This window comes from Pseudomonas sp. NPDC087598 (assembly GCF_044743525.1).
In the GTDB taxonomy this organism is placed as follows: domain Bacteria; phylum Pseudomonadota; class Gammaproteobacteria; order Pseudomonadales; family Pseudomonadaceae; genus Aquipseudomonas.
The window spans coordinates 1-26,819 of the sequence record NZ_JBIUWQ010000018.1 but is presented as its reverse complement, the minus strand read 5'-3'; the positions used below and the strand labels follow the sequence as shown (position 1 = coordinate 26,819).

Here is a 26,819-nt window from a genome sequence, read left to right as displayed (position 1 = left end):
TCTTGTGGCGAGGGAGCTTGCTCCCGCTGGGTTGCGGAGCAGCCCCAAACCCTGAAATCGCGGTCTACCTGACAGACCGCATATTCGGGATTTGCGACTGCTGCGCAGCCGAGCGGGAGCAAGCTCCCTCGCCACAAAGAGCTTCAAAACAAAGAGATCTCCGGGACTTCGAGATCTCCCGCATGCCAGCGCTGTTCAGGCGTTCTGCGCCTGAAGAAATATCGAAAACAGCTCGGACTGGGATTTGATCCCCAGTTTGCTGTACATGTGTTTCTTATGGACTTTCACGGTTTCTACGGAGATTTCCAGCTTACGGGCGATTTCTTTACTGGAGCAACCGCTGAGCATCAAGCGGCCGACGTCCAGTTCCCGGGCGGTCAGTTGCGCGCCCTTGAGTTGTTGCACCGAGGCTTCCAGTTGCACTCGCCAGTCCGCCGTTGCGGGTGATGTGGCAAGGGCCACGGTTTCGTTGATTTCGTAAGGCAGGCGCTGGCGCAACAGGCCCAGGACCCAGGGCTGGATCAATGACAGCAAAGCGATCTGCTCGCCAGTGAAACGTTTTTTACTGCCCAGCGACAGGCACAACGTGCGTTCGCCTTCGAGCTGACAATTGAACTGGATTTCGTCGGCGACCACATTCAGACGAAAGTATCGCTGGTAATACTCGGTCAGCTCGAAATGCTCCGGTGCCACTTCCGAGAGGCGATACAAACCGGTGCGCGATTGCTCGCGGCAGGCGATGTAGAACGGGTCGAGCAGGTACAGGCCGCGCAGATAATCCTGAAACAACTGATCAGGACTGCCGTCCGCGCCCGGGCATTCGGCGAAAACCTGCGGGTGTTGATCAGCGCTGAACAGCAACGCGACCCAGCTATCGAACGCCACGTACTGATCCAGCAAACGCACCAGCTGCGCCCAGAAATTCGGCTTGTCCAGCGCGTCGATCAGTTGCCCGACGGCACGGTGCCAGGTGATGTCGTCAAACGAAAGTGTCATCGATCTACCCCTATCGGGTTACCCCGGCCGCGTGATTCCCTGGCCGGTTGCTTGCTGCGCATACTGGCCCACAGAAAGCCACCGGGCAATCTTTCAGCGCCCGGCACTCAGAACAAGGATTACCGATGAAAGTTGAACTCGCCCAACTGGCGGGCCGTGACAATGGCACGGCTTACAACCTCCAGCGTGCGCTCGCCGCGATTGCTGCGTGCGCTGCCGATACGCAACTGATCGTGTTCCCGGAAACCCACCTGATGGGCTTCCCGACGGCCGCGACCGTTGCGCAAACATCCGAGCCAGTGGATGGCCCGACCGTCAGCGCAGTGCTGGCCGCCGCCCGCGAACGCAACATCGCGGTGGTGATCGGCATGGCCGAGAACGACAACGGTCGGTTCTACAACACCACTCTGCTGATCACCCCCGAAGGCATTGCCCTCAAATATCGCAAGACGCATTTGTGGGCTTCGGATCGCGGTGTGTTCGAGGCGGGTGACCGCTATGCGACCTGTCTGTGGAACGGCGTTCGCGTCGGTCTGCTGATCTGCTACGACATCGAATTTCCGGAAAGCGCCCGGGCCTTGGCGCAACTGGGTGCCGAATTGCTGATCGTGACCAACGGCAACATGGACCCCTACGGCCCGACCCATCGCACCGCGATCATGGCGCGGGCTCAGGAAAATCAGGCGTTCGCGCTGATGGTCAATCGCGTGGAAGCAGGGGATGACGGCTTGATGTTTGCCGGTGGCAGCGCGCTGGTGGATCCGCTGGGGACACTGTTGTTCGAGGCGGGACGCGAGGAAGGGCAATTCACGGTTGAGCTGGATTTCGCCCAGTTGGAGTTGGCACGCAAGGATTACCGCTATCTGGATGATCAGCGCTTGAAGTTGCCGGGGGAGGTGGTGGAGCGGAGCGATGGTGTTCGCGAATTGTTGATTCCACACCGTTGAGCGCTGCCCTCACCCTAACCGTCTCCCGGGGGGAGAGGGGGCTGACCGAGGTGGTTGTTCGAGGTACGCCGACCTGACGGATCCCGTCGTACTCAGTATTTGAATCTGCGAAATCAAGTCGAACCCGGGATCTGAACCCCATGGATATCTGCTCCCTTTCCCCCCTCGCCCCCTTGGGGGAGAGGGCTGGGGTGAGGGGGAAAGGATCCCAGGTCGAACAAAGAACTCAAGCAACACCAAAACAACAAAACCAACCCGAAACATTCGCCGAACTCGGCTCTGCCATAAATCCAATAAAATTCGGAGTAAGTCGCCCATGGCTCGTTTGCAACGTACCCTTTCGTTAGGGTCGGTGGTGCTGTTCGGCATCGCCTACATGACGCCGATCATTGTCCTCGGCACCTTCGGCATCCTCGCGCAATCCACCGCGGGCATGGTGCCCGCCGCGTATCTGGCAGCGCTGGTCGCGATGTTTTTCACTGCGATGAGCTACGGGCGCATGGCCGCGGCGTTCCCCGTCGCCGGCTCCGCCTACAGCTACGTGCGCAAGGCGATCAGCCCGAAACTCGGTTTCATCGCCGGTTGGGCGGTGCTGCTCGACTATCTGTTCCTGCCGATGGCGATCTGGCTGATCGGCGCTGCGTATCTGGCCTCGGCGTTTCCGTCGATTCCGCAATGGATCTGGGTCCTGGCGTTCATCGGCATTACCAGCGCGATCAACATCGTCGGCCTGAAACTGGCCAACGGCATCAATGCCCTGCTGATGCTGGTGCAGTTCCTCGTGCTGATCGCCTTCGTCGCGCTGTGCGTGCACTACATCGGTGGTGATGCGAGTACACCGTTGTGGTCGATCAAACCGTTCTTCAACGGCGACATGCAGATGCCGCTGGTCATGAGCGGCGCGGCCATCGCCTGTTATTCGTTCCTGGGTTTCGACGCGGTCAGCACCTTGACCGAAGAGACCCGCGATCCACGCCGCACCATTCCTCGGGCAATCATGTTGATCACCCTGATCGGCGGGCTGATTTTCGTCGGCGTGTCGTACTTCGTGCAGATCGCCCACCCGTCGTTCCAGTTCGACAGCGTCGACTCGGCGGCCTATGAAATCGCCCGCAATATTGGCGGCGACCTGTTCGTTTCGATCTTCCTCATCGGCCTGATCGTCGGTCAGTTTGCGTCCGGGCTTTCAGCGCAGGCCAGCGGCTCGCGGTTGCTGTTCGCCATGGGCCGTGACGGGGTGCTGCCGAAGTCGTTTTTCGGCACCTTGCACGCGCGCTTCGGTACACCGGTCAACAGCATTCTGCTCTGCGCCGTCGTGGCATTGCTGGCGCTGAAACTCGACGTGACCACCTCGACTTCGTTCATCAATTTCGGCGCGTTCCTGGCGTTCAGCCTGGTGAATCTGTCGGTGATCTTTCATTACTGGATCGGCGGTGAAAAGAAGGGGCTGCGCGAACTGCTGCTGTTTTTGATTTTCCCGTTCATTGGTCTGGTGGCGGACTTGTGGCTGATGGTCAGCCTCGATCATCTGGCGGTGTATCTGGGCCTGAGCTGGCTGGCCATCGGTGTTGTGTATCTGGCAGTACTGACTGGCGGTTTCCGTCGCCAGCCGCCGGAGATGGATTTCCAGGAAGCCACCTGATACGGCAGATCCTGCATGGGGTTGGTGTTCGGCAGGGGACGTGTGATGCTTGCGGCTTTTGCGCCTAAGGTTTTTCGCTATGTCGACGTCTGCCCACACCATCCGTATCGCCGCTGCGCTGTTGCTCAATGCCGAGGGCCAGACCCTGCTGGTGCGCAAGCGCGGCACCGCGGCGTTCATGCAACCGGGCGGCAAGATCGAGGCGCATGAGCTGCCGGTGCATGCGCTGGCCCGTGAGCTGGAGGAAGAGTTGGGCTTGGCGATCGACCCTGCACAAGCGACGTTCCTCGGTCAGTTCTCGGCCCCCGCCGCCAACGAACCGGGGTTTATCGTAGAGGCCGAGATCTTCCAGTTGACCATCGACGCCGAGGTTTTCCCGGCCGCTGAAATCGAAGAAGTCATCTGGGTCGACCCTGCCACTGATCCTGCCGTGGTTCTGGCGCCATTGACACGCGACCTGATCCTGCCGTTCTATCGCCATTCGCTCACCGCCATCGCCTGATCATCCACGCAAAGGACGCCCACCATGATCCCGCTTCAAGACCTGCTGATCTTCGCTGCCGCCGCGTTGCTGATGGTGCTGACGCCGGGGCCGAACATGATCTACCTGATCTCGCGTTCGATTTGCCAGGGGCGCAAGGCCGGGATTACGTCATTGCTGGGTGTGGTGGCCGGTTTCTTTGTGCATATGTTTGCCGCGGCCGCCGGTTTGACCGCGGTGTTCCTCGCGGTGCCGATGGCTTATGAAGTATTGAAGTGGGCCGGCGCGCTGTACCTGTTGTGGCTGGCCTGGCAAGCGGTGAAACCCGGCGCGCGCTCGCCGTTCGAAGCCCGGCAGTTGCCGCCGGATTCGTCGCGCAAACTGATCACCATGGGCTTTCTCACCAGCGCGCTGAACCCGAAAATCGCGGTGTTCTACCTCTCGGTGTTTCCGCAATTCATCAGCCCTGAACACGGCTCGGTGTTCACTCAGAGCCTCATCCTCGGCCTGACGCAGATCAGCGTCAGCTTCTGCGTCAATCTGCTGATCGCCTTGTTTGCGGCGGGTATCGCTTCGTGGTTTGTGCGTAATCCGACGTGGCTGGGGGTGCAGCGTTATGTCATGGGAATGGTGCTCGGCGGTCTGGCGGTGCGGCTGATGCTTGAGCAACGCAGGACGGCCTGAACATGTGGATCGAACGACTGGACGCCAGTCATGCGCTGGCCTATCGCGAACTGATGCTGGAAGCGTATGACCGGCATCCGCAGGCGTTTACCTCCAGCGTGCGTGAACGTGCGGTGATGCCGTTGAGTTGGTGGGAGGCGCGCCTCACCAGCAAGCTCGACGTGGTGCTGGGCGCATTCGAAGCGGGTGTGCTGGCGGGCATCGTCGGCCTGGCGTTTGAACCGCGTGAGAAGGCCCGGCACAAGGTGACGCTGTTCGGCATGTATGTCTCGGCTGATTTTCGCCAGCACGGCCTCGGTCATGAACTGGTCCAGGCCGCCCTCGCCGAAGCCGGCAAACACCCCGAGTTGAAGCTGATCCAGCTCACCGTCACCGCCGGCAACGACGCCGCGTTCAAGCTGTATCAGCGTTGCGGCTTCATCCAGTTCGGCCTGGAGCCATTGGCAGTGCGGGTTGGCGAAGACTACTTCGACAAGATCCACATGTGGCGTGAGCTCTGACACGCCATTGTTCCTCTGTGGGAGCGAGCCTGCTCGCGATAGCGATCTTTCAGTCAGCATCCAAGTGACTGACACACCGCTATCGCGAGCAGGCTCGCTCCTACAGGGGAGGGTGGTGTTGTTTCGATCAGCGCACCGCGCTGACGCCATCCAAGGTCGAGAACGAAGTGTCCTTGGCTGTCAGCAGAAAATCGCGCATGTACGGCGCATCGAGCATGTCCGCACGGATTGCTGCGTACAGCGTGGCGAACAAACCTTTCTCGCCCAACCGCTTGCCTTTCACATAACCGCGCGAGCTGTATTCATGCAGCGCCCAGTGCGGCATGCCGCACACGCCTCGGCCGCTGGCGACCAGTTGCATCATCATCACCGTCAGTTCCGAGGTGCGCACTTGCGCCGGTTCGATGTTGGCCGGTTCAAGGAAACGCGTGAAGATGTCCAGACGATCGCGTTCTACCGGGTAGGTGATCAGCGTTTCCGTCAGCAAGTCTTCAGGGACGATGTACGGCTTGCTCGCCAACGCGTGCTGATTGGCCACCGCGAGCATGGCTTCGTAGGTGAACAACGGCACGTAGGTAATGCCGGAGATTTCCAGAGGGTCGGAGGTCACCACCAGATCCAGATCACCCCGGGCCAGCGCCGGCAGCGGTGCGAAGGAGAATCCCGAAGCGAGGTCGAGTTCGACTTCCGGCCACGCATCGCGGAACTGGTCGATGGTCGGCATCAGCCACTGGAAGCAGCTGTGGCATTCGATCGCCATGTGCAAACGGCCGGCGGTGCCACCGGCCAGTCGCCCGATATCACGCTCGGCGGCGCGCAGCAGCGGCAGGGTCGCATCGGCCAGTTGCAGTAGGCGCAGGCCGGCGCTGGTGAAGCGCACCGGTTTGGTCTTGCGCACGAACAAGGGCATGCCCATGCGCTCTTCGAGTTCCTTGAACTGGTGGGACAGCGCCGATTGGGTCAGGTGCAAACGGTCGGCGGCATCGACCAGGCTGTCGGCTTCGCGCAGTGCGTGCAGGGTTTTCAGGTGACGGATTTCAAGCACCGGCTGGCTCCATGAGGAAAACTTGTGATCAACACGAAAAGGTTGAGTTTGTCTCATGTTGGTCTGGCTGTCGACAATGGCGCCATCTTTTACCCAATGGAGCACATTCGACATGGCCGTGGCCCACACCCTTGGTTTTCCGCGCATCGGCGCCGACCGCGAACTGAAAAAAGCCCTTGAAGCCTATTGGAAAGGCGATCTCGATCAAGCTGCCCTGAACAAGGTCGGCCGTGATCTGCGCGCCACCCACTGGCAGTTGCAGAAGGATGCCGGCATCGACTTGCTGCCGGTCGGCGACTTCGCCTGGTACGACCAGGTGCTGACTCATTCGCTGACCTTCGGCGTCATCCCGGAACGTTTTGACGGCGTGCGCGATGAACACGGCCAGCCGAGCCTCGACACCCTGTTTGCCATGGCGCGCGGCGCAACGGCAGGCTGCTGCGGCGGCGAGCACGGCAAGACTCAGTACGCCCAGGAGCTGACCAAGTGGTTCGATACCAACTACCACTACCTCGTCCCGGAATTCACCGCAGACCAACCGTTCAAGCTGAGCTGGGAACAGCTGTTCGACGAAGTCGAAGAAGCCCGGGCGCTGGGGCATAACGTCAAACCGGTGATCATCGGCCCGCTGACTTACCTGTGGCTGGGCAAGGCCAAAGGCAACGAGTTCGACAAACTCGATCTGCTTGAACGCCTGCTGCCGGTGTACAACGAAATCCTCGGCCGCCTCGCTGACCAGGGCGTGGAGTGGGTGCAGATCGATGAACCGATCCTCACGCTTGACCTGCCGCAAGCGTGGAAAAGCGCCTTCGAGCGCGCTTATCACATCCTTCAGTATTCGCCGTTGAAAAAACTTGTGGCGACCTACTTCAGTGGCCTCGAAGACAACCTCGGCCTGGCCGTGGGCCTGCCGGTGCAAGGCCTGCACATCGATGCGGTGCGGGCGCCGGAGCAACTCGGTCAGGTGCTCGATCGTTTGCCGACCTACAAGATTCTCTCGGTGGGCCTGGTCAACGGGCGTAACGTCTGGCGCTGCGAACTGGAGCAGGCGCTGGCGCAACTGCAACCGGCGCAGGAGCGTTTTGGCGACAACCTGTGGGTCAGCAGTTCCTGCTCGTTGCTGCACAGTCCGGTGGATGTCGAGCGTGAAGACAAGCTCGATCCGGAACTGAAGAGCTGGCTGGCGTTTGCCGTGCAGAAGTGCAGCGAAATCTCGGTGCTGCGCGATGCCTTGAACGATCCACAAGCGCCCAAGGTGCAAACTGCATTGGCCCGGAGCCGGGCGATTCAGGCCAGCCGTGCACAGTCGTCACGCATTCATAAACCCGAGGTGCAGGCGCGGATCAGCGCGATCAATGCCGAGGACAGTCAGCGTCATTCGCCGTTTGCCCAACGTATCGCCCGGCAACAGGCGCGCCTGCAATTACCGACGTTCCCGACCACCACTATCGGCTCGTTCCCGCAGACCGGTTCGATTCGTCTGGCGCGTCAGGCGTTCAAGCAGGGCAAGCTGTCGACCAACGATTATCACGACGCCATGCGCAGTGAAATCCGCCACGCGGTGCAGGTGCAGGAACGTCTGGGCCTGGACGTGCTGGTTCACGGTGAGGCCGAACGCAACGACATGGTCGAGTACTTCGCCGAGCAGCTCGACGGTTACCTGTTCACCCGTTTCGGCTGGGTGCAGAGCTACGGTTCGCGCTGTGTGAAACCAGCGGTGATCTACGGTGACTTGAGCCGTCCGAATGCCATGACCGTGGACTGGATCACCTACGCGCAGAGCCTGACCGACAAGGTCATGAAAGGCATGCTCACCGGTCCGGTGACCATGCTGATGTGGTCGTTCCCTCGCGAAGACGTGTCACGCAAAATCCAGGCGCAACAACTGGCGCTGGCCCTGCGTGATGAAGTGGTGGATCTGGAGCGCGCCGGGATCAAGATCGTGCAGATCGACGAAGCGGCGTTCCGCGAAGGTCTGCCACTGCGCCGGGCGCAATGGCAGGAATATCTGGACTGGGCGGTCGAGGCGTTCCGTCTGACGGCATCCGGGGTCAAGGATGAAACGCAGATTCACACTCACATGTGTTACAGCGAATTCAACGACGTGATCAAGGCGATTGCCGACATGGACGCCGACGTCATTACCATCGAAACCTCGCGTTCGGACATGGAGTTGCTTGAAGCCTTCGAAGCGTTCGATTACCCGAACGACATTGGTCCGGGCGTCTACGACATCCACTCGCCACGGGTGCCGGACACTGCCGAAATGGTCAAGTTGATGAGCAAGGCAGTGAAGCGGATTCCCGCCGAGCGACTGTGGGTCAACCCCGATTGCGGCTTGAAGACCCGCGCCTGGCCGGAGACGGAAGCGGCGCTGGTGAACATGGTGGCGGCGGCGCGGCAGTTGCGCAGTCAACTGGCGTAAACCTGCGCTCTGTCCATTGATATAACGAACCCGCTGAGCCCCAGGGCTCAGCGGTTTTTTTTGCTTTTTTAGCGTTCAAAGTGCCTCGAAATACTCCAGCACTGCTGACTGTCTGCCGATATCGGCAGTCGGCAGGTCGGGATCGTCGGCACGGGTCGAGAATTGGTGCTCGGGCAGTTTCAGGTGAGCTTTTTCGAACGTGCGCATCACCGGCGTTGCACTGGCGTAATGAAAGTGGGCATACCACAGCAGTTCATTGGGTATCAGGGTCAGATCCCAGACTTCATATTCTTGCAGGTAGTCCTTGCGGGCACCTCGCTTGCTGATGTTCTGCAGGGGTTTGACTTTGCGAACTTCCACCGCGCTCTGTTCGATCAGATCGAGCAGCATGCCGTCAGTGGGCGATTTCGTGGTCAGTGACTGACGGGTGCGCAGGGCACGACCACTGGCGATCAATTCAGTGGCCTTGTTGCGTAGTTGGGCAATCACCGGATTCTGCGGCGCGACGCCGGCGATACGGTCGGCGCGCAAACTCAGCTCGGCGGCCTCGCTGACCAGCATGTGCTCAAGATCGACCGGCAACATGTCCTGATCGGCGTAGGAATCGACCCGGGCGCGGTAAGCCGCCTGAGAGTCCAGGCGTTTGCGCGCCTCGGTCACCAGCGTCGACAGACTCAACGGAGGCGATGCCGGTGTCGCGGCCGCATGACTTGTCAGGCGATATTTTCCGCTTGCGGTCTGTTCCCAGATTTCGCCGCTGTTCATCTCGTAGTGATGCTTGTTGTTTTTCTTGTCCCAGGTTTCCACGCCGATCAGCCATTGATCGTCCTCGGTGGGAAAGACTTTGCGATTGATCGTTCCGGCCGGCGGCGCGGCGTGCACGGGGTTGCCGATGCTTTTGCGCGCCTGCTCGCCGAGCTTTTCGAACCCGGACATCAGCGGCTCGATCAGCTCTTCATGAAAGAATTGCGGGTAGCTGGCGGTCCAGACCTTCATATCGCGGGCAAACTGCGCGTACGTGTCGACACAGTCTTGAAGAATGGCGTCGCGCTGTACTCGGGTGACGCTGGCGCTCAGCAGGTCATGGTGGGTGTTGAGTGCCCGGGCGACTTTCTCCCGCAGCCTGCGCGCCTGTCCCAGCAGATATAGCCAGGAAGCATCGCCGATGTTGCCGGCACGCTGCACCGCCTCAAGGCGTTGATAGGTTTTCTGAAAGCTCAGTAGAAAAGGACTGTGTTTGGCGTTCAGGTCATCGACAAGGCTGGCCACTATTTTTTTGTCCGCCGCCATGCGAATACGCTCGTACCAATGGTTGACGTCAACTCTGAGCACTTCCATCTGATCCAGTTTGCGCAGGTATTCCAGGCGCAACTGACGGCGCTCTTCCATCAGCGTCAGGCGCTGTACCAGGGCGTCGTGCGGCAGTTCATCCAGTTGCTTGTTCAGGTAATCGATCCCTGAGATCAGCGGTGAGGTGCTGTGCGAGTTGTGGATGGCGCGGCGTGCATATCGGTCGGCCAGTAGTGCGGCTGTCTTGCTTTGCATTTCGATCAGGTAGCGACGCTTGTTGCCGTGGGTCAGCGGTTCCAGTTCAAGCAATGTTTGATAACGCCGGATTGCCATTTCAATGTCACCGATGGCGGCGGCTTCAGCGGCAGGGATGAGGGCCTGGCGTGCCTCATCGGTTTTCGCGCTGGCATAGCGGTTTAACGTCACGTCGCTGTTTCCGCCGCGGATTTCGAGTCGTTCGGCAAGATCATCGGCGAGTTCCGTCAGGTAGTGATGACGGCGAAAGGTCCGGTCCGCCCACCAGCGCGGCAATCGTTGACGAATCGCCTGCGGCCAGATCGGATCCAGCGTATCGGCCAGATGCCCGATCACGTTTCCGCCCCCCAGGCCACCGCCCTCGAAGGTGCTGCCGTAGACGCCGAACCAGGTGTCCCACTCGCCGTTTTCATTGAGCGCCACCGGTTGTTTGTAGGTGGCCTTGCGGGTGCCGCGCAAGCGCCAGTTGCGTGAATCGTTGCTGCGCTGCACCTCGAAGATCCGTCCCTGACGCACAATGAAATCGCCGTCGGCATGCCGGTAGATGCCGCGATACAACCCGTCGGTGCCCGGTTGCAGACCGGCAAGGGAGATCGGTTGTTCATATTCGTAACCCGAAAAGCGCGCCGCCACATGTCGAGCCTGACGCCGGGACGTGTTCTGCAGCGCTGTGGTGGTTCTGAGCAAGACGCGCATCTGGCGTGCGCGGGTCAGTGAGCGAGCCGTGCGCGACACGGCCGATAACGCCAGTTCACCGGGCAACAGATCCATGGCCGCGTCGATCAATGACAGCAGGACCGATTCCAGTTCAGCCAGACCCTCACCGATGTCGCCACGTAAAAATGCGGCCACCGACTGGTTGGCCGCCGTCCAGGCATCGTGAACGGCGATGGCGGTGCCGATGAAGGGCAACAGGCCGATCGCCATTTTCAGGTAATTGAACGCACGGGGTCCCTTGAGCGCATAGCGTTCCATGTACAGCGCATCGTTGGAGCGCGAGGTGCCGCGATGGGCTTCGATCAGCCGTCCCATGTGCGCATCCAGCAAGTGCGCGGCGAACGAGGTGCCGGGCGACCAGCGCTCGCCGACGCCGATGATCGCATCGAAGTGCTTGAGCACAGCCTGGTTGAGCCGGCTCTCATGGGCCCTGACGTTACCCTGCAAGGCGCGGCCCGCCACATAGCGGATCCAGCTGTCCTGTGTGCACATTCTGTACAACGCCATGCGCGCCGCTTCGAGGTTGTCGTAACGCCGCAGAAAACGGTCGTCGGGACTGTCGGGCAGATACAACAGGGTGGTGCCGCTGACCTGCTCCTCGATGAACGTCACGCCGGACAGGGTGACCGCGCCTTCATTGGGCGTGTCCGCGCCACCGACGCTCAGATACGCCGGACGGATAACGATGCGTTTGCGCTCGGCTTGCCAGGCTTGCGTAGTGTTGGCGTCAGTGGCGATGGTGAGAATCTGCAATTCTTCCAGGCTGATGTGGTGTTGCAGACGGGCGAATTCACCTTGCAGTTTGAGCATGGCGCGCCAGGATTCGACCAGGCATTCGCGGCGATGCTCTTTGACGAAGGTCGACTCGTCCGGCGCCCCGGTGAACGCCTCGCGAATGCGTTTTTCGTAGGCCAGCGGCAGATCGAGCTCTGGCAGTACACGTTTCAGCCAGGTCAGGGTGAGGCCTTTTTTCAAGGTTTCAGCCTCGACCGCATCGCTTGCGATGACCTCCACGCGCATATATGTCAGGCGCAACGAAAGCGGTTCGAGTTGCATCGATGGCGTGTTGTCGATGTTAAGTTGGGCCAGTTCCACCAGCGGCATTTTGCTGCGCGTGGTACTGGGCACCGGCACCAGCTCATAGCCCGAGTGGCCGGGGGCGGGTTTGTAATGTTTGACCATTTTTACCGAGTCAGGCAGGTCGAGGGTGATCTCGAAACTGCCTTTGAGCGCGAAGTCCTTGCGCAGTCGCTCATGCAGATGTGCGCGCGTGAAGTCGTCCCGTGGTTCCAGGGCGAGGGTCAGTTGCTCATGGCTGCGCTGCATCGCGAGGAGGAAGGCCTCGATCAGTTGCTTAAGCGCGCTGCGGTCAGACGTTTCGATTCTGGCGAGCCAGTGCGGTAGCGCGTCCGCCAGCGTGCCGCTGTTTGCTTGCTCCAGCACCTGCGTGAACGCCAGACTGCGAGCGGCGTTCACCGGCACCTGTAACGCACCGAGACTGCGCTGGCGCAGGGCGGCGAGTTGTTCGTCGTACTCGGTTTTTGTGCTGGCATCGGCAAAACGTGAGCGCAGGAGACCTGCCTGTTCGTCGAAGTCGCTGGTCAGTTGATTGAGGCCATGCTGCAGCGGATCACCGCTGATTTTTTTCAGCTGCAAAGCGAGTGCGGTGTCCTGATCGGTAATCTTGAATACCTGCTGTTCCAGCGCTCGCCGATTGGCGAAACGTTGCAAACCACCGCCGTTGCCCGGCCAGTACAGCAACACGCTGTGCGCGGACTCCCGATCGAGCAGTGCCTGCGGGTGGGTCATCACAAACGGCCCATTGAGTTCAGTTGGGGCCTGAATGCCGGGGTCCTGTTCATGGGTCGACAGGATCAGGCTGGCCGCGACGTGCTCGGCGCCGGGGTCTTGCGTTGTGTCGAGCAGGGCCTTGATCCGGTCTCGCTCGGCCTCGCTCAATTGGGTCAGCAGCCCTTGCAGGTCGGCTTCGGCTTGCAAACCGCTTTTGTGCGCCTGGTGCAGGGCGGTGAATTCACGGTTGAACGTCGCCAGGTCGAGGGAGCGGGCGCGGCCCAGCAATGCCGTAGCGGCCTTGTCAGCGGCTTGCTCGGCGGCTTTCAGCGTCTCGTGTGTTTGCTTGAACGGTTGCAGGGCGGTGTTGGTATCGGCACCGTCGAGTAGTGTTTCGAGCGCGTCGCGTTGCCGGTTGAGCGCTGCCTGGCGCAGGGGCCAGGGAATGTCGGCGTACAGACTGCCGAACAGGGCCTGTTGCTCAGGCTCGACCACGACGTTATCGAGCGTTGGCGCAGAGGCAAACACCGCGCCGGTATTGCGCTGATGATCGCTCTGATCGACGTTGTCGAGGGCCTGGCTGGCCTGTTCGTAAAGGCCCGGCTTGTTGGCACTGCCACTGCGCAGGGCATTGAGTTGGGCTTTGTACAGGTGAGCCAGCAGGTCGGTCATGCCTGCCGTCAATGGCAGGTTTCTGCCGGTGTATTCAAATTGCAGGTCGGTCTGCGGCAGGCCGGTGGGCACCAACGATTGCGTCGACAGCCAGTTCTCAAGGTCCTGACGTTGGGCAAATACCTGGAACGCCTCAGGCCGCAGCGGCAGGTACAACCACTGGGCGACCGGCGCCTCGGTACCGAAACTGATGACCCAGGCAGCGGCCAATTTGACCTTGCTGCCATTGCTCAGCACCAGCGACAGTTGCTCGGTGGTGATGTCGGGCGTGGCGGCGCTGGCCTCCTGTAGCGTGGCGAGCGCGAGCAATTGTTCGGCTGTCAGGCTGCGCCGGGCGAAGGCAAGTTGCGCGGCCGCGTCGAGATGTTCGCGGTACAACTGGCTGGCGCGTTCGCGGCGCGATACCGGGCTGCCCGGCGCGCGGGCGTCCCAATAGGTATTCCAGCGCGTCTGCAGGGCTTGTTCGATGGGCAATGTCTTGAGCCGCGCGAGCAGTTGCGCCGGCGTCAGGCCGAACAGGCTGTGGGCGGTGGAGAGACCGGTGACCCGACAAGACGCATCCACGGCAATCCTGGCCAGTGGCTGCTGAAAGACAAAAGCACACACCTGCACCATCGGAATGAAGCGTTCCGGGCGCGAATCCTGCGCGGCAAAGAGCAGGCCAGCGCCGGTTTGCTCCAGATTCAGCTTTTGCTTGAGCACCCGTAAAAGCGTGTCCCGTGCGGTAGGCACATTGGCAAACAATCGATGCAACGCTTCGCAGCTTTCTCGCCATCGATGAGCGGCATTCAGCAGTAAACCTTCGTCGTGGTGGGCCGGCAAGCGCGCTGCCGTTGACTGGGCGGGCGGCTCAAGGGCGGGGGCATTCAACAATAATCGATCGGGCATGGTTAACGGCTCGCGGTGGGGAGCGGCGGATGCGCTCCGGTCCTGAGCCATTCAACGGGGAAAGCGGCCGACCATGGCGGTAGATAGTTATTGCCGCGGTGACCGCTCGGCACTCTTCATCAAACTGTCATCGAACTGTGGCAGCGCGCTTGTACAAACTTCATCAGACTCGCGCTCTACTGGGGTTCTGCGTTTCGGTGTTTTTCATGGGTAAGTTTTTTCTTTCGATCGCGGCCGTGCTGGCCGCGCTTTTATTCGGCGCGCCGTCGTATGCCGCCTCGCGTTGTGACGTGAATGTGCCGACTGAACGGGTCGATCTGGCGCAGGTGAGCCTGGCCTACCAGAGCATTGGCCGCGCGTCGGACCCGGCACTGCTGCTGGTGATGGGCCTGGGTGGGCAGTTGATTCACTGGCCGGACGAGGTGGTGGTGGCGCTGTGTCAGCAGGGTTTTCGGGTGATCCGTTATGACAACCGCGATGTCGGCCTGTCGACCTGGCGGCAGGCCCCGGTCGAGGCCAATCTGACCTTTGAAGTGTTGCGCTACAAACTCGGCTTGCCGGTGGCGGCACCGTACACCCTGACTGATATGGCCGACGATGCGCTGGGGTTGATGGATGCGTTGCACGTCGAGCAATTCCATGTGCTGGGCGCCAGCATGGGCGGGATGATCGCCCAGCATCTGGCCGCGATGGCACCGCAGCGGGTCGAGAGCCTGACGCTGATCATGACCAGTTCCGGTGCTGAAGGTTTGCCGGCGCCGAGTGCGGCGCTGGTGCAGTTATTGTCGCGACGCGGTGCGCCCAACCGCGAGGTGGCGCTGGAGCAACAGGCTGACTTGCTGGCCGCGCTGGGCAGCCCGGCGGTCACCGATGATCGGCAGGTCTTGCTGCAACAGGCGGCGGCGTCGTATGACCGCGCGTTCAATCCGGAAGGAGTCAAACGGCAGATCATGGCGATTCTGGCGGAGCCGAGCCGGGTGGCACTGCTCAATCAATTGCGGGTGCCGACGCTGGTGGTGCATGGCACGGCTGATCCGTTGCTGCCGGTGATGCATGGCGTGCACTTGGCGGCGCATATCCGTGGCAGTCAGTTGAAGTTGATTCCCGGGTTGGCGCATCGCTTTCAAGAGGCCTTCAAAGCGCCGTTGCTGGCGGCGGTGTTGCCGTATTTGCAGGCACATCGTGAAGACACTTCGCACTGGGCGCAGATTGAGCCTGTGGCGGGCGGGAATCTTTTGTAACCGAAGTATCGTGGTGTTGCTCCTGTCCTCATCGCGGGCAAGCCACGCTCCCACAGGTTCGGTGTGATCCTTGTGGGAGCTGGCTTGCCAGCGACAGGGCCATCACTGTCGCTATAAGACCGGGCGGGTGTATCGTTTGGGTTTTCGGCGTGAGGTGAGTCATGAATTCCACTCTGAACATCGACTTCGTCAGCGACGTCTCCTGCCCATGGTGCGTCGTCGGTCTGTACGGCTTGCTGCAGGCGCTGGAGATCTTGCGTAATGAAGTGCAGGCCAAGATTCATTTCCAACCGTTCGAACTGAACCCGAAGATGGGCCCACAAGGGCAGAACATCACCGAGCACATCAGCGAGAAATACGGCTCGACGCCAGAGCAGTCGCAGAAGAATCGCGAAGCCATCCGTGCCCGTGGCGCCGATGTCGGGTTTGCCTTTCGCACCGATGGCAACAGCCGGATCTACAACACCTTTGACGCGCACCGTTTGCTGCATTGGGCAGGGCTGGAAGGTCTGCAGTTGGCGCTGAAAGAGGCGCTGTTCAAAGCGTATTTCACCGACGGCGGCAATCCGTCGGATCACGCGCAGTTGCTGCAGATTGCCGAAACTGTCGGACTGGATCGACAGCGCGCCGAGGCCATTCTGGCCACGGACGAATTTGCCGATGAGGTGCGTGCGCAAGAGCAACTCTGGTTGCAGCGCGGGGTGAGTTCGGTGCCGACGGTGGTGTTCAACGGGCAGTACGCTGTGACGGGCGGGCAACCGGTGGAGACGTTTGTCGGGGCGATCCGGCAGATCATGGCCGAATCCCGGGGCGGTACCGTCAACGGCTGACAGCTCAACTCCCACAGGGGAGAGCAGGGATTGTTGGGTCAGCTGTGCAAGCGTACCCAGATCGTGACCAGCACGGTGGCCGCCATCAACCACGCCACCGCCGCCACGGCCAGCGACGCCTCCAGCCGCAACCGATCCACCATCACATACAACGTCGCCAGGTACACAAAGTACGGAATGATCGACCACATCCCGAAGACGATGGTGGTTTTCAGGTCATCAACCGAACGTCCCTTGCCAACGATGTAATGGGCGATCAGCGCAAACGTTGGAAACAGCGGCACCAGTCCCGCGATGTAATAGTTTCGGGTCTTGGCCAGCGCCGCGAGAATCACCACAACGGCGGCACCGAGTGCAGCTTTCAGCAACAGATCCATCAGTGGCTCAATCCGTATTTTTTGACTTTGTCGAACAGGGTGGTCTTGGCCATGCCCAGCTCCAGGCTGGCCTGGGTCAGGTTGCCGCCGCTGCGGTGCAGGGCGTCGCTGAGCAGGTTGCGCTCGAAGGCTTCCACCGCTTCGGCAAAAGCCAGGCCCTGGCCGGCGTTGCCCGCACCAGATTTCTTGAAGGCCGGCAGGCCGAGGGCGAAACGTTCGGCGACGTTGCGCAACTCGCGTACGTTGCCTGGCCAGTCGTGGCTCATCAGGTTCGACAGGGTCTGGTTGTCCAGTTCCGGCAAGGCGCGGTCGAAGCGCAGGGCTGACTGCTGGGTGAAGTGTTCGAACAGTTGCAGGATGTCTTCGCGGCGCTCGCGCAATGGCGGCAGTTCCAGCGTCACTACGTTGAGGCGGTAATACAGGTCGCTGCGGAATTCGCCGGCCTTGCTCGATTCGTCTAGGTCGGATTTGGTCGCCGCAATCACCCGGCAATCCACCGCCACGCTCTGATTCGAGCCGAGGCGTTCGAGGGTGCGTTCCTGCAACACGCGCAGCAGTTTGATCTGCAACGGCTGCGGCATGCTTTCCACTTCATCGAGGAACAGCGTGCCGCCGTCGGCATGTTCGATCTTGCCGATGCGCCGTTTGCCGGCGCCGGTAAACGCATTGGCCTCGTGGCCGAAGATCTCGCTTTCGAAAAGATTTTCCGGCAGACCACCGCAGTTCAGCGCGACGAATTGCTTGCTGTGGCGGCGGCTGAAATCGTGCAGGCAACGGGCGACCAATTCCTTACCGGTGCCGGTCTCGCCTTCGATCAAGACGTTGGCTGAAGTGTCGGCGACGTTGGCGATCAGTTCACGCAGGTTCTGCATCGCCGGTGAACGACCGATGATCCGCCCCTCAAGGGAGTCGCGCTCGGCCAGTTGCCGACGCAGCGACGAGACTTCGCGCGCAAGGCTGCGTTGCTCCAGCGCACGGCGGGCGACGTCGACCAGACGCTCCGGTGAGAACGGTTTTTCCATGAAGTCGTAGGCGCCTTTCTGCATCGCGCCGACCGCCATGGAAATATCACCGTGGCCGGTAATCAGCACCACCGGCAGGCTGCGGTCGCGCTGCTTGAGCCGGGTCAGCAGTTCCAGGCCATCGATGCCCGGCAGGCGAATGTCGCTGATGACGATCCCGGCAAAGTTGTCGCCGACACGCTCCAATGCCTCTTCGGCACTGCCGACACCGACGCAGGGAATGTCTTCCAGCGTCAGCGCTTGCTGGCAGCCGAGCAGCACATGGGGGTCGTCTTCGACGATCAGCACACTAAGGTCGTGGTTCATATTGGCTCGGCAGGAGTAGGGCTTACCAACGGTAAACTGAGGACGAAGGTGGTACCGCCGCCACCGGGGTGTTCGACACCCAGATGGCCACCGGTGGCGGCGGCGAGGCTGGCGGAAAGGGTCAGGCCCAGACCCAGGCCTTGCTCGCCGGGTTTGGTGGTGAAGAACGGTTCGAACAGATGCTTGCGCGCTTCGGCGTCGACACCGTGGCCGTTGTCGCGCACGCGCAGGCGATATTTGCCGTTGAACTCTTCACCTTCCAGCCACAGTTGTGGCAGCGGCTGAGCTTGCATGGCATCGAGGGCGTTACCGATCAGGTTGACCAGAATCTGTTCGAGGCGGGTCTGGTCGATGTGCAACTGCACATCAATAAACTGCCGGTGCAGTTGCAACGCCGGGTTTTCCAGACGTGCGCCGAGCAGCTGCAGCGCCGCGTCCACGGCTTTGCCGAGGCTGGCCTGGCCCTGATTGTCACCCCGCCGGGCAAACGAACGCAGGCTGGCGGTGATCCGGCCCATACGATCGATCAGGTCGTTGATGGTCTTCAGATTGGTGCTGGCGACATCGAGCTGACCACGCTCCAGAAAACGTACGGTGTTGCCCGACAACGTGCGCATCGCCGCCAGTGGCTGATTCAATTCGTGGGCGATGCTGGTGGACATCTGGCCAATGGCGGCGAGTTTTCCGGCCTGGACCAGTTCATCCTGAGCGCGACGTAAAGTCTCTTCGGCCTGGCGCCGCTCGCGGATCTGACTCTTCAATCGATCGTTACTGGCGCGCAGGTCGGCGGTGCGTTCGGTAATCCGACGCTCCAGTTGATTGTTGGCTTCCTGCAAGGCTTCGCGGGCGGCGAGGCGGGTGGCGATGACCTTGCGCCGCTCGTTCCAGGCAATCAGCAGAAACGCCACCAACGCAAACGCCACGGCGACCAGAATCCCCTGATTGATCGCTTCACGGCGCAGATCCTGTAGCGGCGTCAGCAGGGTGAAATTCCACGGTGTATCGCTCAGGGGGCGGGTCTGCGCCAGATAGCTGATGTTTTCTTCGTCGGAATTGACTTCGCTGTTGGCCGGGAAGGTGAGTTTTTCCACACCCTCGGACAATGTTTCGCGAGCCAGCGGTTGCAGTTCGTTGAGCGGGAACCAGTAGTACTGCAGGCTGCGCGCAAGTTTCTCTTTGGTCTCGTCACTGAGCGGCACCACCGATTTGAGGCGCCGTGCCGGATCGCTGGAGAGAATGATGATGCCGTTTTCGTCGCTGACAAACGCTTCGAGCCGCGCCCGTTGCCAGCGTTCTTCCATGGCTTCAAGGCGCACCTTGACCACCGCGACGCCGACAATCTTGCCGTGTTCTTCGAGGCCATGGGCGAGGTAGTAGCCGGGTTCGCCGTTGGTGCTGCCGATCCCGTAGAAACGTCCGGGTTGGCCGCGTACGGCTTTTTGAAAGTAGGCGCGGAAGGACAGGTCTTCACCCAGGTAACTGTCGACATCGCGCCAGTTGCTGGTGGCCATCACGCGGCCGGTGGTGTCCATCACATAGATGGCCCGACTGCGGCTGCGCCGGTTCAGGCCTTCGAGGTAGTCGTTGACCGTTTGCCGGTGTTCCGGGGTCGGGTCGGCCAGCAGTTGCGGGACACTGGTTTCCAGTTCCAGCAGGCTGGGCAGGTAGGTGTATTTGCTGATTTCGCTTTCGACCGCGCGTGCGTGCAGTTCCAGCTGACGCTGGCCATTCTCGCCGAGGCTGCGAATGCCGAAATGTTCACTGGTCCAGAACCCGATAAAACCCAGGCCGATCATCAGCGCGATGACCAGTGGCGGCAGGAACAGATGACGAATCAGACGGGGCTTCACGGCAAGTGATGGCGGCGCTGCGCGATAGAGAGTGGGGTCGCATTTCATCACAGATGCCTTGGGTCAACCAGCATGGCAATAGCATCCTGATTTGGTCGAGCGCGGAACCTGTGGCGAGGGGATTTATCCCCGATCGGCTGCGAAGCAGTCGTCAAACCATTGCACGCGGTTTGACTTTGGAAAGCAGGGGGCCGCTTCGCAGCCCATCGGGGATGAATCCCCTCACCACAAGGGATCTCATTGTCAATCAGCCCGCCCCCCATAGCCGGGGAGCGGGGTGTTGCTTTTAGTGCTGCAGGATTTTTTCGAGGAAGTGCTGGGCACGTTCGGAGCGGGCGCTGATGTCGCCGAAGAATTCCTCTTTCGGGCAGTCTTCGATGATCTTGCCGGCGTCCATGAAAATCACGCGGTCGGCCACTTTGCGGGCGAAGCCCATTTCGTGGGTCACGCACATCATGGTCATGCCTTCGTGGGCCAGTTGCACCATCACGTCGAGCACTTCGTTGACCATTTCCGGATCGAGCGCCGAGGTCGGCTCGTCGAACAGCATGACGATCGGGTCCATCGCCAGCGCACGGGCAATCGCCACACGCTGTTGCTGACCGCCGGACAGTTGGCCCGGGTGCTTGTGGGCGTGGGCCGACAAGCCCACGCGTTCAAGCAGTTGCAGACCTTTCTTGGTCGCCTCTTCCTTGCTGCGGCCCAACACCTTGATCTGCGCGATGGTCAGGTTTTCGGTGATGGTCAGGTGCGGGAACAGTTCGAAGTGCTGGAACACCATGCCCACGCGTGAACGCAGTTTCGGCAGGTTGGTCTTCGAGTCGGCAATCGAGGTGCCGTCGACGACGATGTCGCCTTTCTGGAACGGCTCCAGCGCGTTGACGCATTTGATCAGGGTCGATTTGCCGGAACCCGACGGGCCGCAGACCACGATCACTTCGCCTTTTTTGACCTCGGTGCTGCAATCAGTCAGCACCTGGAAGTCCCCATACCACTTGTTGATGTTCTTGATAGAGATCATACGGCGAACCTTTTTTGCAGACGCTTGACCAGCAGCGAGGCGGAAAAGCTGATGATGAAGTAGACGACACCGGCGAAGATCAGGAACTCGTTGGAACGACCAATGATGTCGCCGCTGGAGCGGGCGGAGTTGAGGAAGTCCACCAGGCCTACGGTGTAAACCAGCGAAGTGTCCTGGAACAGGATGATGCTCTGTTGCAGCAGCAACGGCGTCATCTTGCGGAAGGCCTGAGGCAGGATGATCAGACGCATGGTCTGGCCATAGGTCATGCCCATCGCCTGTGCTGCGGCCATCTGGCCTTTGGGAATCGACTGCACGCCGGCCCGGACGATTTCACAGAAGTACGCGGCCTCGAACATCATGAAGGCCACGACGCAGGAGGTGAACGCGCCGATCGGGGTGTCTTCGCCGGTGATCCAGCGCAGCACGAACGGTACCGCCAGGTAGAACCAGGTGATCACCAGCAGCAGGGGGATCGAGCGGAAGTAGTTCACATAAGCGCCGGCAACACGCGAAAGCAGTTTGCTGGACGACAGACGCATCAGGGCGAGGATGGTCCCCAGCACGATGCCGCCGACCACTCCCATGACCATCAACTGCAAGGTCATGACCATGCCGTTCCACAGTCCCGGGATGGCGGGGATGATGCCGCTGAAATCGAAGTCCATTATTTACCCCCCACGGAGATCAGGCCGGGCACGGCGACTTTCTTCTCGACCCTGCGCATCAGCAGCATCAGGCTCATGGTCAGGGTGAAGTAGATCTGCGTGGCCAGGGTGAAGGCTTCAAACAGGTTGGCCGAGAACTCGGCGGTCTGTTTGGTTTGCGCCAGCAGTTCCATCAGACCGATCAAGGACGCCACGGAGGAGTTCTTGAACACGTTCAAAAATTCCGAGGTAAGCGGCGGAATGATGATCCGGTAGGCCTGGGGCAGCAGCACGTTCCAGTAGATCTGCGGCAGCTTGAAACCCATGGCGCGGGCGGCCGATTCCTGGCCACGCGGCAGCGCCTGAATGCCGGTGCGCACTTGTTCGCAGACACGCGCGGCGGTGAACAGGCCCAGACACACGACAACGCTCAGGTAAGCCGAGGTGGTCGGGTTGAGGTCTTGTTTGTACCAGTCCTGCAGGTTCTGCGGCAGCAGGTCAGGCACCAGGAAGTACCAGATGAACAGCTGAACCAGCAGCGGCACGTTGCGAAACAGTTCCACGTAGCAGGTCGCGATGCCCGATACGATGCGGTTTGGCACAGTGCGCATGACCCCCAGAATGGAGCCCAGCAGCAAGGCGATGATCCATGCCACGATGGCAATGGCAATGGTCCAGCCCAAACCGGTGACGTACCAGTCGAGATAAGTCTCGCTGCCAACGCCGGTGGACTTGAAGAACACGCCCCAGTCCCAGTTGTAATTCATTAGGGTCTCCCCTCGAGATCGATCGATGTACAAGCACCCACTTGGGGAAAATCCTTTCCCGTCCGACGTCGAACGTCGGGCACACGCGATCGGCTCGAAAACCGCCAGGTCGAGTGTTCCACAGTAAAGCCAGCAGGTAGTAACAGACGCCTGAGGGAGGGTTGCTCCCTCAGGTGACAAGGTTAGTCAGTAATCAGATTTTTACGTCAGGCGCCGGCTTGTCGCTCGGGTTGGCGATCAGCTCTTTGACCTTGTCGCTCATCGGGAAGTTGAGGTTCAGGCCTTTTGGTGGAACCGGGCTTTCGAACCACTTGCTGTAGATCTTGTTGATCTCGCCGGACTTGTACAGGGCAACGATGGCGTCATCGACTGCTTTCTTGAAGGCCGGGTCGTCTTTGCGAACCATGCACGCGTAGGCTTCGAAAGACTGCGGAGTACCGGTGATGACCCAGTCGTCCGGCTTCTTGGCCTTGGCTTCTTCACCGGCCAGCAGGGCGTCGTCCATCATGAAGGCTACGGCGCGGCCGCTTTCCAGCATGTTGAAGGATTCACCGTGGTCTTTGGCGGAGATGATGTTCATGCCCATCTGCTTGTCGGCGTTCATCGCTTTGATGATGCGCTCGGACGTGGTGCCGGCGGTGGTCACGACGTTTTTGCCTTTCAGGTCAGCAAAGTCCTTGTAGGACGGGTTGCCTTCCTTGTCTTTCTTGACCAGCAGACGGGTGCCGATTTCGAAAATGTTGACGGTGAAGTCGACTTGCTGAGCGCGTTCGGCGTTGTTGGTGGTGGAGCCGCACTCGATATCCGCGGTGCCGTTCTGGATCAGCGGGATACGGGTTTGCGAGGTAACCAGGTTGTACTTGACCTGCAGATCAGGCTTGTTCAGGTCTTTTTTCAGGGCTTCAACGATAGCGACCTGAATGTCGTGGGAGTAGCCCACTGGTTTGCCGGAAGCATCTGCAATGTAGGAAAACGGAATGGAGCTGTCGCGGTGAGCGAGCGTGATGGTGCCGGAGTCGTTGATTTTCTTCAGGGTGCCGGTGAGTTCGGCGGCGAAAACTGGCGTGCTGATCAGAGCGGCAGCAATGGCTGCGCCCAGGATATGGGGAACGATGCGCATCAAATTTTCCTCGACATTGTTTTTTTTATGGAGCCAGTTTGTCGGCCCTTTTTGTGCTTCGAATGCCTGACGGCTCCTGAAGTGTTGGCACAGCAGGCATTCGTCGAGAGAGTGTAGAGCATGAGTCGTGCCAGACCAGTCGCCACTGGTTAACTAGCTGATTTACAAGGTTATTAAGTTTTTGTTGCGGTGTTTTTAGCCACAACTGATCCGGTTTACCGAATCGACCGCAAAGTCGCGTTCGGAAAACCGAACGAGCTTTCAGCCTTTGTGTGCAGTGAAGGCAGTTTCATGCAGGTACTGCCACTCAACGTGTTCTGCCCGAATGCGCAGAATCGCCACCGAGACACGTGAGCTGAGGTGTTCACCCTGACGATGGGTTTCGGTATAGCTCAGCGCAATCGTCTCGCCTTCCTGCCAGACGGTGTGCAGATCGTTGATGACGATCTCAAGCCCCGGCCTGCCACCCACGTTTCTCCTGAACAGCTGTTCGACCTGCGCTCGATCAACCGTCACCCCCGCAGTGGTGACCATGCTGAAGTCCTTGGCGAAGGCGTCCATCAGCGGTGCGATGGTGGCTGCGCCGCTGCCGTCGGTATCGGTAAACACGCGATGAATCAGTTCATGTACGTGGTGAATGCTGTGTTGTGCTTGTTCAATCGGGTTGTTGTTCATGGTTTGCCTTTGCAGGGTTCAATTGACTCATCAAAAACAGCGGGAGCAGTCCAACCAGCGCCGCTATCGCGAACGTCGCGTGGTAGGCCGAAGGGCTGGCGAACGGCTTGAGCAGCAGGTTGAAGATCATCAGAAACAGTGCAGCGCCGAGGCTGAACGACATCTGTCGGTTGATGTTCCAGATCACGCTGGCCTTGTGCGTGTCGCTGCCGTTGAAATCCATCAGTGAGGTGGTTTGTGCGGTGTTGGCGCCGATACCACCGCCAATGCCCATCAGGCTGTAGGCGATGACGATCAGCCAGAGATCCATCGGTGCATTCACCCGCGTCAGGGTCACGATGCCGCCGCTATGCAGCAGCATGCCGAGGGTGAACAGGCGTCTGGCGCCGACGCGGTTGTAGACCCGACCGCTGATCGTCATCGCGATGAACGCACCGATGGCATAGACGATCATGAATGTTCCGGTCAGCCGGGCGCTGAAATGCAGGGTGTTCTGCAGGAAGAACATGCTCAGCAGATTGACCCCGGTGAACACGCCGGGAATCGCGTAATAGATGAAGATCGACGTACTGAGCTGTGCGCTTTTGAGCAGGCTCAGATCGATGATCGCGTGACGCGACTGGCGGTAATGGCGCACGTACAGCGCGATAAACAGCAGGCCTGCTGCGATGCAGTCCATGGCCAGCCATGTCCGGGAGTCGCCGCCATACAGCGACATGCCCAGCAGCAGGCTGGCGAGTGCCGCGCTCACCAGCAGCAGACCTTTGATGTCCGGACGTGGCAAGTGAGTTGGTTTTGTTTCCTTGATCCACCCCCACGACAAGCCGGCGGCGATCAGCGAGAACGGCACATTGCTGTAAAACACCCAGCGCCATGAGCTGCTGTCGACGATGAGACCGCCAACTGTCGGTGAAATCGCCGGGGCAACCAGCGCAACGGCCATCACCAGCGTGGAGATTTTCGCTCGCTGCTCACCCTGAAACAGATTGAACGTCAGCGCCTGCCCGACCGGTATCAACAGACCGCCACCAATGCCTTGCACGAAACGCCAGATCACCAGTTCCGCGAAACTGTTCGCCAGCCCGCACATCCACACCGCCAGGCTGAACAGCAGCATTGAAGCAGTGAGAACCTCCCGGCTACCAAAACGCGCGGCCAGCCAGGTGCTCAGTGGAATGATCAGGGTCAGCCCGAGAATATAGGCGTTGGCGACCCACGCCACGGACGAGCTGTTGACGTGCAGCGTCGCCGACAGACTGGGCAAGGCCACGGCCGACATGAAGATATTGATGCAGTCGATGAAGAAGCCGATCAGGAAGATCGACGCGACCTTGTAGCGATAACCCATGGTGTTTCCCCTTTGTCGGCGAGCTTAGGGGCGATAGACTCCGGGCGTCGATGCAATGGGGCTGAACACAATGTTTGAAGGGATTTGACAGTGAATCAGGGCGCCATGCACGGGCATTTGAATCGGGTCCAGACGTTTCTCGCGATCGTCGATCTGGGGTCTTTCACCAAGGCTGCGGATTACCTGAACATCAGCAGGGCGATGGCCAGCCTGCACATCAAGGCACTGGAAGAGGCGTTGGCCACCACACTGCTGATCCGCACGACCCGCACGGTATCGCTGACGGAAACCGGTCAGAGCTTCTATAACGAGTTCAAGGAAATCGTCGCGGATATCGACAGTGCCTTTGATAACGTCCTGAAGGGCAGTAATCGGGTGTCCGGCAAGTTGCGGATCAGTTCGACCAGCGAGTACGGCGAGAAATACATCCTGCCGCTGATCCCGTTGTTTTTGCAGACCTTTCCGCAGATCAGGCTGAGCTACCACGTCAACTCTTCATTGAATGACCTGGTGGCGGAAAAGCTTGATCTGGTAATTCGTCTCGGCCGACTGGCGGATTCGGCGTTCAAGAGCCGCAAGATCGCTGACTATGAAATCGTCCTGGTCGCCACCGAGCAATTTCTCGCTCGTCATCCAGTGCACGAGCCACAGGATCTGAGTGGTGTGCCATGGATCGCCAACAGCAATTTGCAGACGCCGACCCAGTGGTTAATGCGCGATGAGCGAGGGCAGGGCGTCGAGGTCAGCGGTGTGCATCACTTCGAAACCAACTCTTCGGCGGCGATGCGCTCAATGGCGCTGTCGTCGCTTGGGGTGTCGGTGCTGCCGAAATGGCTGATCGAGGATGACCTTGCCAGCGGACGGTTGATCCGGTTGTTGCCGGAGTATTCATTGCCCCTGCGCTCGATCAATGTGGTGTTTCCCAACACGGCGCACTTGCCGCACAAGTCGCGGGTGTTTATTGATTTTCTGCTGTTGCATCTGGGGAGCTGACTCAGGCCATGAAAGCCCTCACCCTGGCCCTCTCCCAGAGGTAGAGCGGACTGAACGGGGTGTTTGGGGAAGTTACGCCGACCTGAAATTAGCCGGTCGAACTCAATTTTGAAAAGCTCGAAGATCGGCTCCCTTTCCCCCGAGGACAGGATTTGAAATGCCCCCGATTCGCTCCCTTTCCCCTCGCCCCCTGGGGGAGAGGGCTGGGGTGGGTAAAGACCGGGTACATCCTTTACGTTTGAGACCGGGGACATGGTTTACAGGTATCAATCATGGTCAGGAGGTGCTG

21 protein-coding genes are annotated in these 26,819 nt (G+C 60.1%); 9 read left to right on the top strand and 12 right to left on the bottom strand.

What is annotated here, in order from left to right:
• Positions 1 to 195: 195 nt before the first annotated feature.
• Positions 196 to 996, bottom strand: a complete 801-nt coding sequence (locus ACIOWE_RS12455) for a response regulator transcription factor (RefSeq protein ID WP_401391499.1) — start codon at positions 994 to 996, stop codon at positions 196 to 198.
• Positions 997 to 1,121: 125 nt separating this feature from the next.
• On the opposite strand from ACIOWE_RS12455, the gene ACIOWE_RS12450 reads away from it, so the two are divergent.
• The 5 genes from ACIOWE_RS12450 to ACIOWE_RS12430 all read left to right on the top strand — a co-directional run bounded on the left by ACIOWE_RS12450 (position 1,122) and on the right by ACIOWE_RS12430 (position 5,250).
• Positions 1,122 to 1,943, top strand: a complete 822-nt coding sequence (locus tag ACIOWE_RS12450; protein WP_401391496.1) for a carbon-nitrogen hydrolase family protein — start codon at positions 1,122 to 1,124, stop codon at positions 1,941 to 1,943.
• Positions 1,944 to 2,259: 316 nt separating this feature from the next.
• Positions 2,260 to 3,585 (top strand): APC family permease, encoded by a 1,326-nt coding sequence (locus ACIOWE_RS12445; protein WP_401391493.1) that lies wholly within the window; start codon positions 2,260 to 2,262, stop codon positions 3,583 to 3,585.
• 79 nt (positions 3,586 to 3,664) lie between these two features.
• Positions 3,665 to 4,087, top strand: coding sequence for an NUDIX domain-containing protein (locus tag ACIOWE_RS12440; protein ID WP_401391490.1), 423 nt, complete (start codon positions 3,665 to 3,667; stop codon positions 4,085 to 4,087).
• A 24-nt stretch (positions 4,088 to 4,111) separates the two neighbouring features.
• Positions 4,112 to 4,750: a LysE family translocator gene (locus tag ACIOWE_RS12435; protein WP_401391487.1), complete on the top strand. Its 639-nt coding sequence runs from the start codon at positions 4,112 to 4,114 to the stop codon at positions 4,748 to 4,750.
• Positions 4,751 to 4,752: 2 nt separating this feature from the next.
• Positions 4,753 to 5,250, top strand: coding sequence for a GNAT family N-acetyltransferase (locus ACIOWE_RS12430; protein WP_401391484.1), 498 nt, complete (start codon positions 4,753 to 4,755; stop codon positions 5,248 to 5,250).
• A gap of 127 nt (positions 5,251 to 5,377) precedes the next feature.
• Here ACIOWE_RS12430 and metR read toward each other — a convergent pair whose 3' ends face one another.
• Positions 5,378 to 6,295 (bottom strand): transcriptional regulator MetR, encoded by a 918-nt coding sequence (metR, locus tag ACIOWE_RS12425; protein WP_401391481.1) that lies wholly within the window; start codon positions 6,293 to 6,295, stop codon positions 5,378 to 5,380.
• A gap of 112 nt (positions 6,296 to 6,407) precedes the next feature.
• On the opposite strand from metR, the gene metE reads away from it, so the two are divergent.
• Positions 6,408 to 8,720, top strand: a complete 2,313-nt coding sequence (metE, locus tag ACIOWE_RS12420) for a 5-methyltetrahydropteroyltriglutamate--homocysteine S-methyltransferase (protein ID WP_401391478.1) — start codon at positions 6,408 to 6,410, stop codon at positions 8,718 to 8,720.
• 75 nt (positions 8,721 to 8,795) lie between these two features.
• Here the strand turns inward: metE and ACIOWE_RS12415 are convergent, their stop codons facing one another.
• Positions 8,796 to 14,333, bottom strand: coding sequence for a dermonecrotic toxin domain-containing protein (locus ACIOWE_RS12415; RefSeq protein WP_401391475.1), 5,538 nt, complete (start codon positions 14,331 to 14,333; stop codon positions 8,796 to 8,798).
• Between the two features lie 206 nt (positions 14,334 to 14,539).
• Here ACIOWE_RS12415 and ACIOWE_RS12410 point away from each other — a divergent pair, with 206 nt between their 5' ends.
• Positions 14,540 to 15,574, top strand: coding sequence for an alpha/beta fold hydrolase (locus ACIOWE_RS12410; protein WP_401391472.1), 1,035 nt, complete (start codon positions 14,540 to 14,542; stop codon positions 15,572 to 15,574).
• A gap of 161 nt (positions 15,575 to 15,735) precedes the next feature.
• The gene (locus ACIOWE_RS12405) at positions 15,736 to 16,404 is read left to right on the top strand and encodes a DsbA family oxidoreductase (RefSeq protein WP_401391469.1); all 669 of its coding nucleotides are present in this window, start codon (positions 15,736 to 15,738) and stop codon (positions 16,402 to 16,404) included.
• A gap of 38 nt (positions 16,405 to 16,442) precedes the next feature.
• Here ACIOWE_RS12405 and ACIOWE_RS12400 read toward each other — a convergent pair whose 3' ends face one another.
• The 9 genes from ACIOWE_RS12400 to ACIOWE_RS12360 all read right to left on the bottom strand — a co-directional run bounded on the left by ACIOWE_RS12400 (position 16,443) and on the right by ACIOWE_RS12360 (position 25,537).
• Complete coding sequence (locus ACIOWE_RS12400) at positions 16,443 to 16,772, bottom strand: GlpM family protein (protein ID WP_401391649.1); 330 nt, start codon at positions 16,770 to 16,772, stop codon at positions 16,443 to 16,445.
• A gap of 8 nt (positions 16,773 to 16,780) precedes the next feature.
• Positions 16,781 to 18,109: a sigma-54-dependent transcriptional regulator gene (locus tag ACIOWE_RS12395; protein WP_401391466.1), complete on the bottom strand. Its 1,329-nt coding sequence runs from the start codon at positions 18,107 to 18,109 to the stop codon at positions 16,781 to 16,783.
• Positions 18,106 to 20,007, bottom strand: a complete 1,902-nt coding sequence (locus ACIOWE_RS12390; protein ID WP_201236964.1) for a sensor histidine kinase — start codon at positions 20,005 to 20,007, stop codon at positions 18,106 to 18,108. The genes ACIOWE_RS12395 and ACIOWE_RS12390 overlap by 4 nt, the downstream gene beginning before the upstream one ends.
• 238 nt (positions 20,008 to 20,245) lie before the next feature.
• Positions 20,246 to 20,980 (bottom strand): amino acid ABC transporter ATP-binding protein, encoded by a 735-nt coding sequence (locus tag ACIOWE_RS12385; RefSeq protein WP_007963947.1) that lies wholly within the window; start codon positions 20,978 to 20,980, stop codon positions 20,246 to 20,248.
• Positions 20,977 to 21,648 (bottom strand): amino acid ABC transporter permease, encoded by a 672-nt coding sequence (locus tag ACIOWE_RS12380; protein WP_003227756.1) that lies wholly within the window; start codon positions 21,646 to 21,648, stop codon positions 20,977 to 20,979. The genes ACIOWE_RS12385 and ACIOWE_RS12380 overlap by 4 nt, the downstream gene beginning before the upstream one ends.
• Entirely contained in the window at positions 21,648 to 22,394 is a 747-nt protein-coding gene (locus ACIOWE_RS12375; RefSeq protein WP_401391463.1) for an amino acid ABC transporter permease, read from the bottom strand. The genes ACIOWE_RS12380 and ACIOWE_RS12375 overlap by 1 nt, the downstream gene beginning before the upstream one ends.
• A 193-nt stretch (positions 22,395 to 22,587) precedes the next feature.
• Positions 22,588 to 23,514: a glutamate/aspartate ABC transporter substrate-binding protein gene (locus ACIOWE_RS12370; RefSeq protein WP_401391460.1), complete on the bottom strand. Its 927-nt coding sequence runs from the start codon at positions 23,512 to 23,514 to the stop codon at positions 22,588 to 22,590.
• 261 nt (positions 23,515 to 23,775) lie between these two features.
• On the bottom strand, positions 23,776 to 24,189 hold the full coding sequence (locus ACIOWE_RS12365) for a DUF4440 domain-containing protein (protein WP_401391457.1): 414 nt from the start codon (positions 24,187 to 24,189) through the stop codon (positions 23,776 to 23,778).
• Positions 24,170 to 25,537: a DHA2 family efflux MFS transporter permease subunit gene (locus tag ACIOWE_RS12360; RefSeq protein WP_401391454.1), complete on the bottom strand. Its 1,368-nt coding sequence runs from the start codon at positions 25,535 to 25,537 to the stop codon at positions 24,170 to 24,172. Before ACIOWE_RS12360 ends, ACIOWE_RS12365 begins: the two co-directional genes overlap by 20 nt.
• Positions 25,538 to 25,642: 105 nt before the next feature.
• Here ACIOWE_RS12360 and ACIOWE_RS12355 point away from each other — a divergent pair, with 105 nt between their 5' ends.
• Positions 25,643 to 26,530, top strand: coding sequence for a LysR family transcriptional regulator (locus tag ACIOWE_RS12355; RefSeq protein ID WP_401391646.1), 888 nt, complete (start codon positions 25,643 to 25,645; stop codon positions 26,528 to 26,530).
• The last annotated feature ends 289 nt before the right edge of the window (positions 26,531 to 26,819 follow it).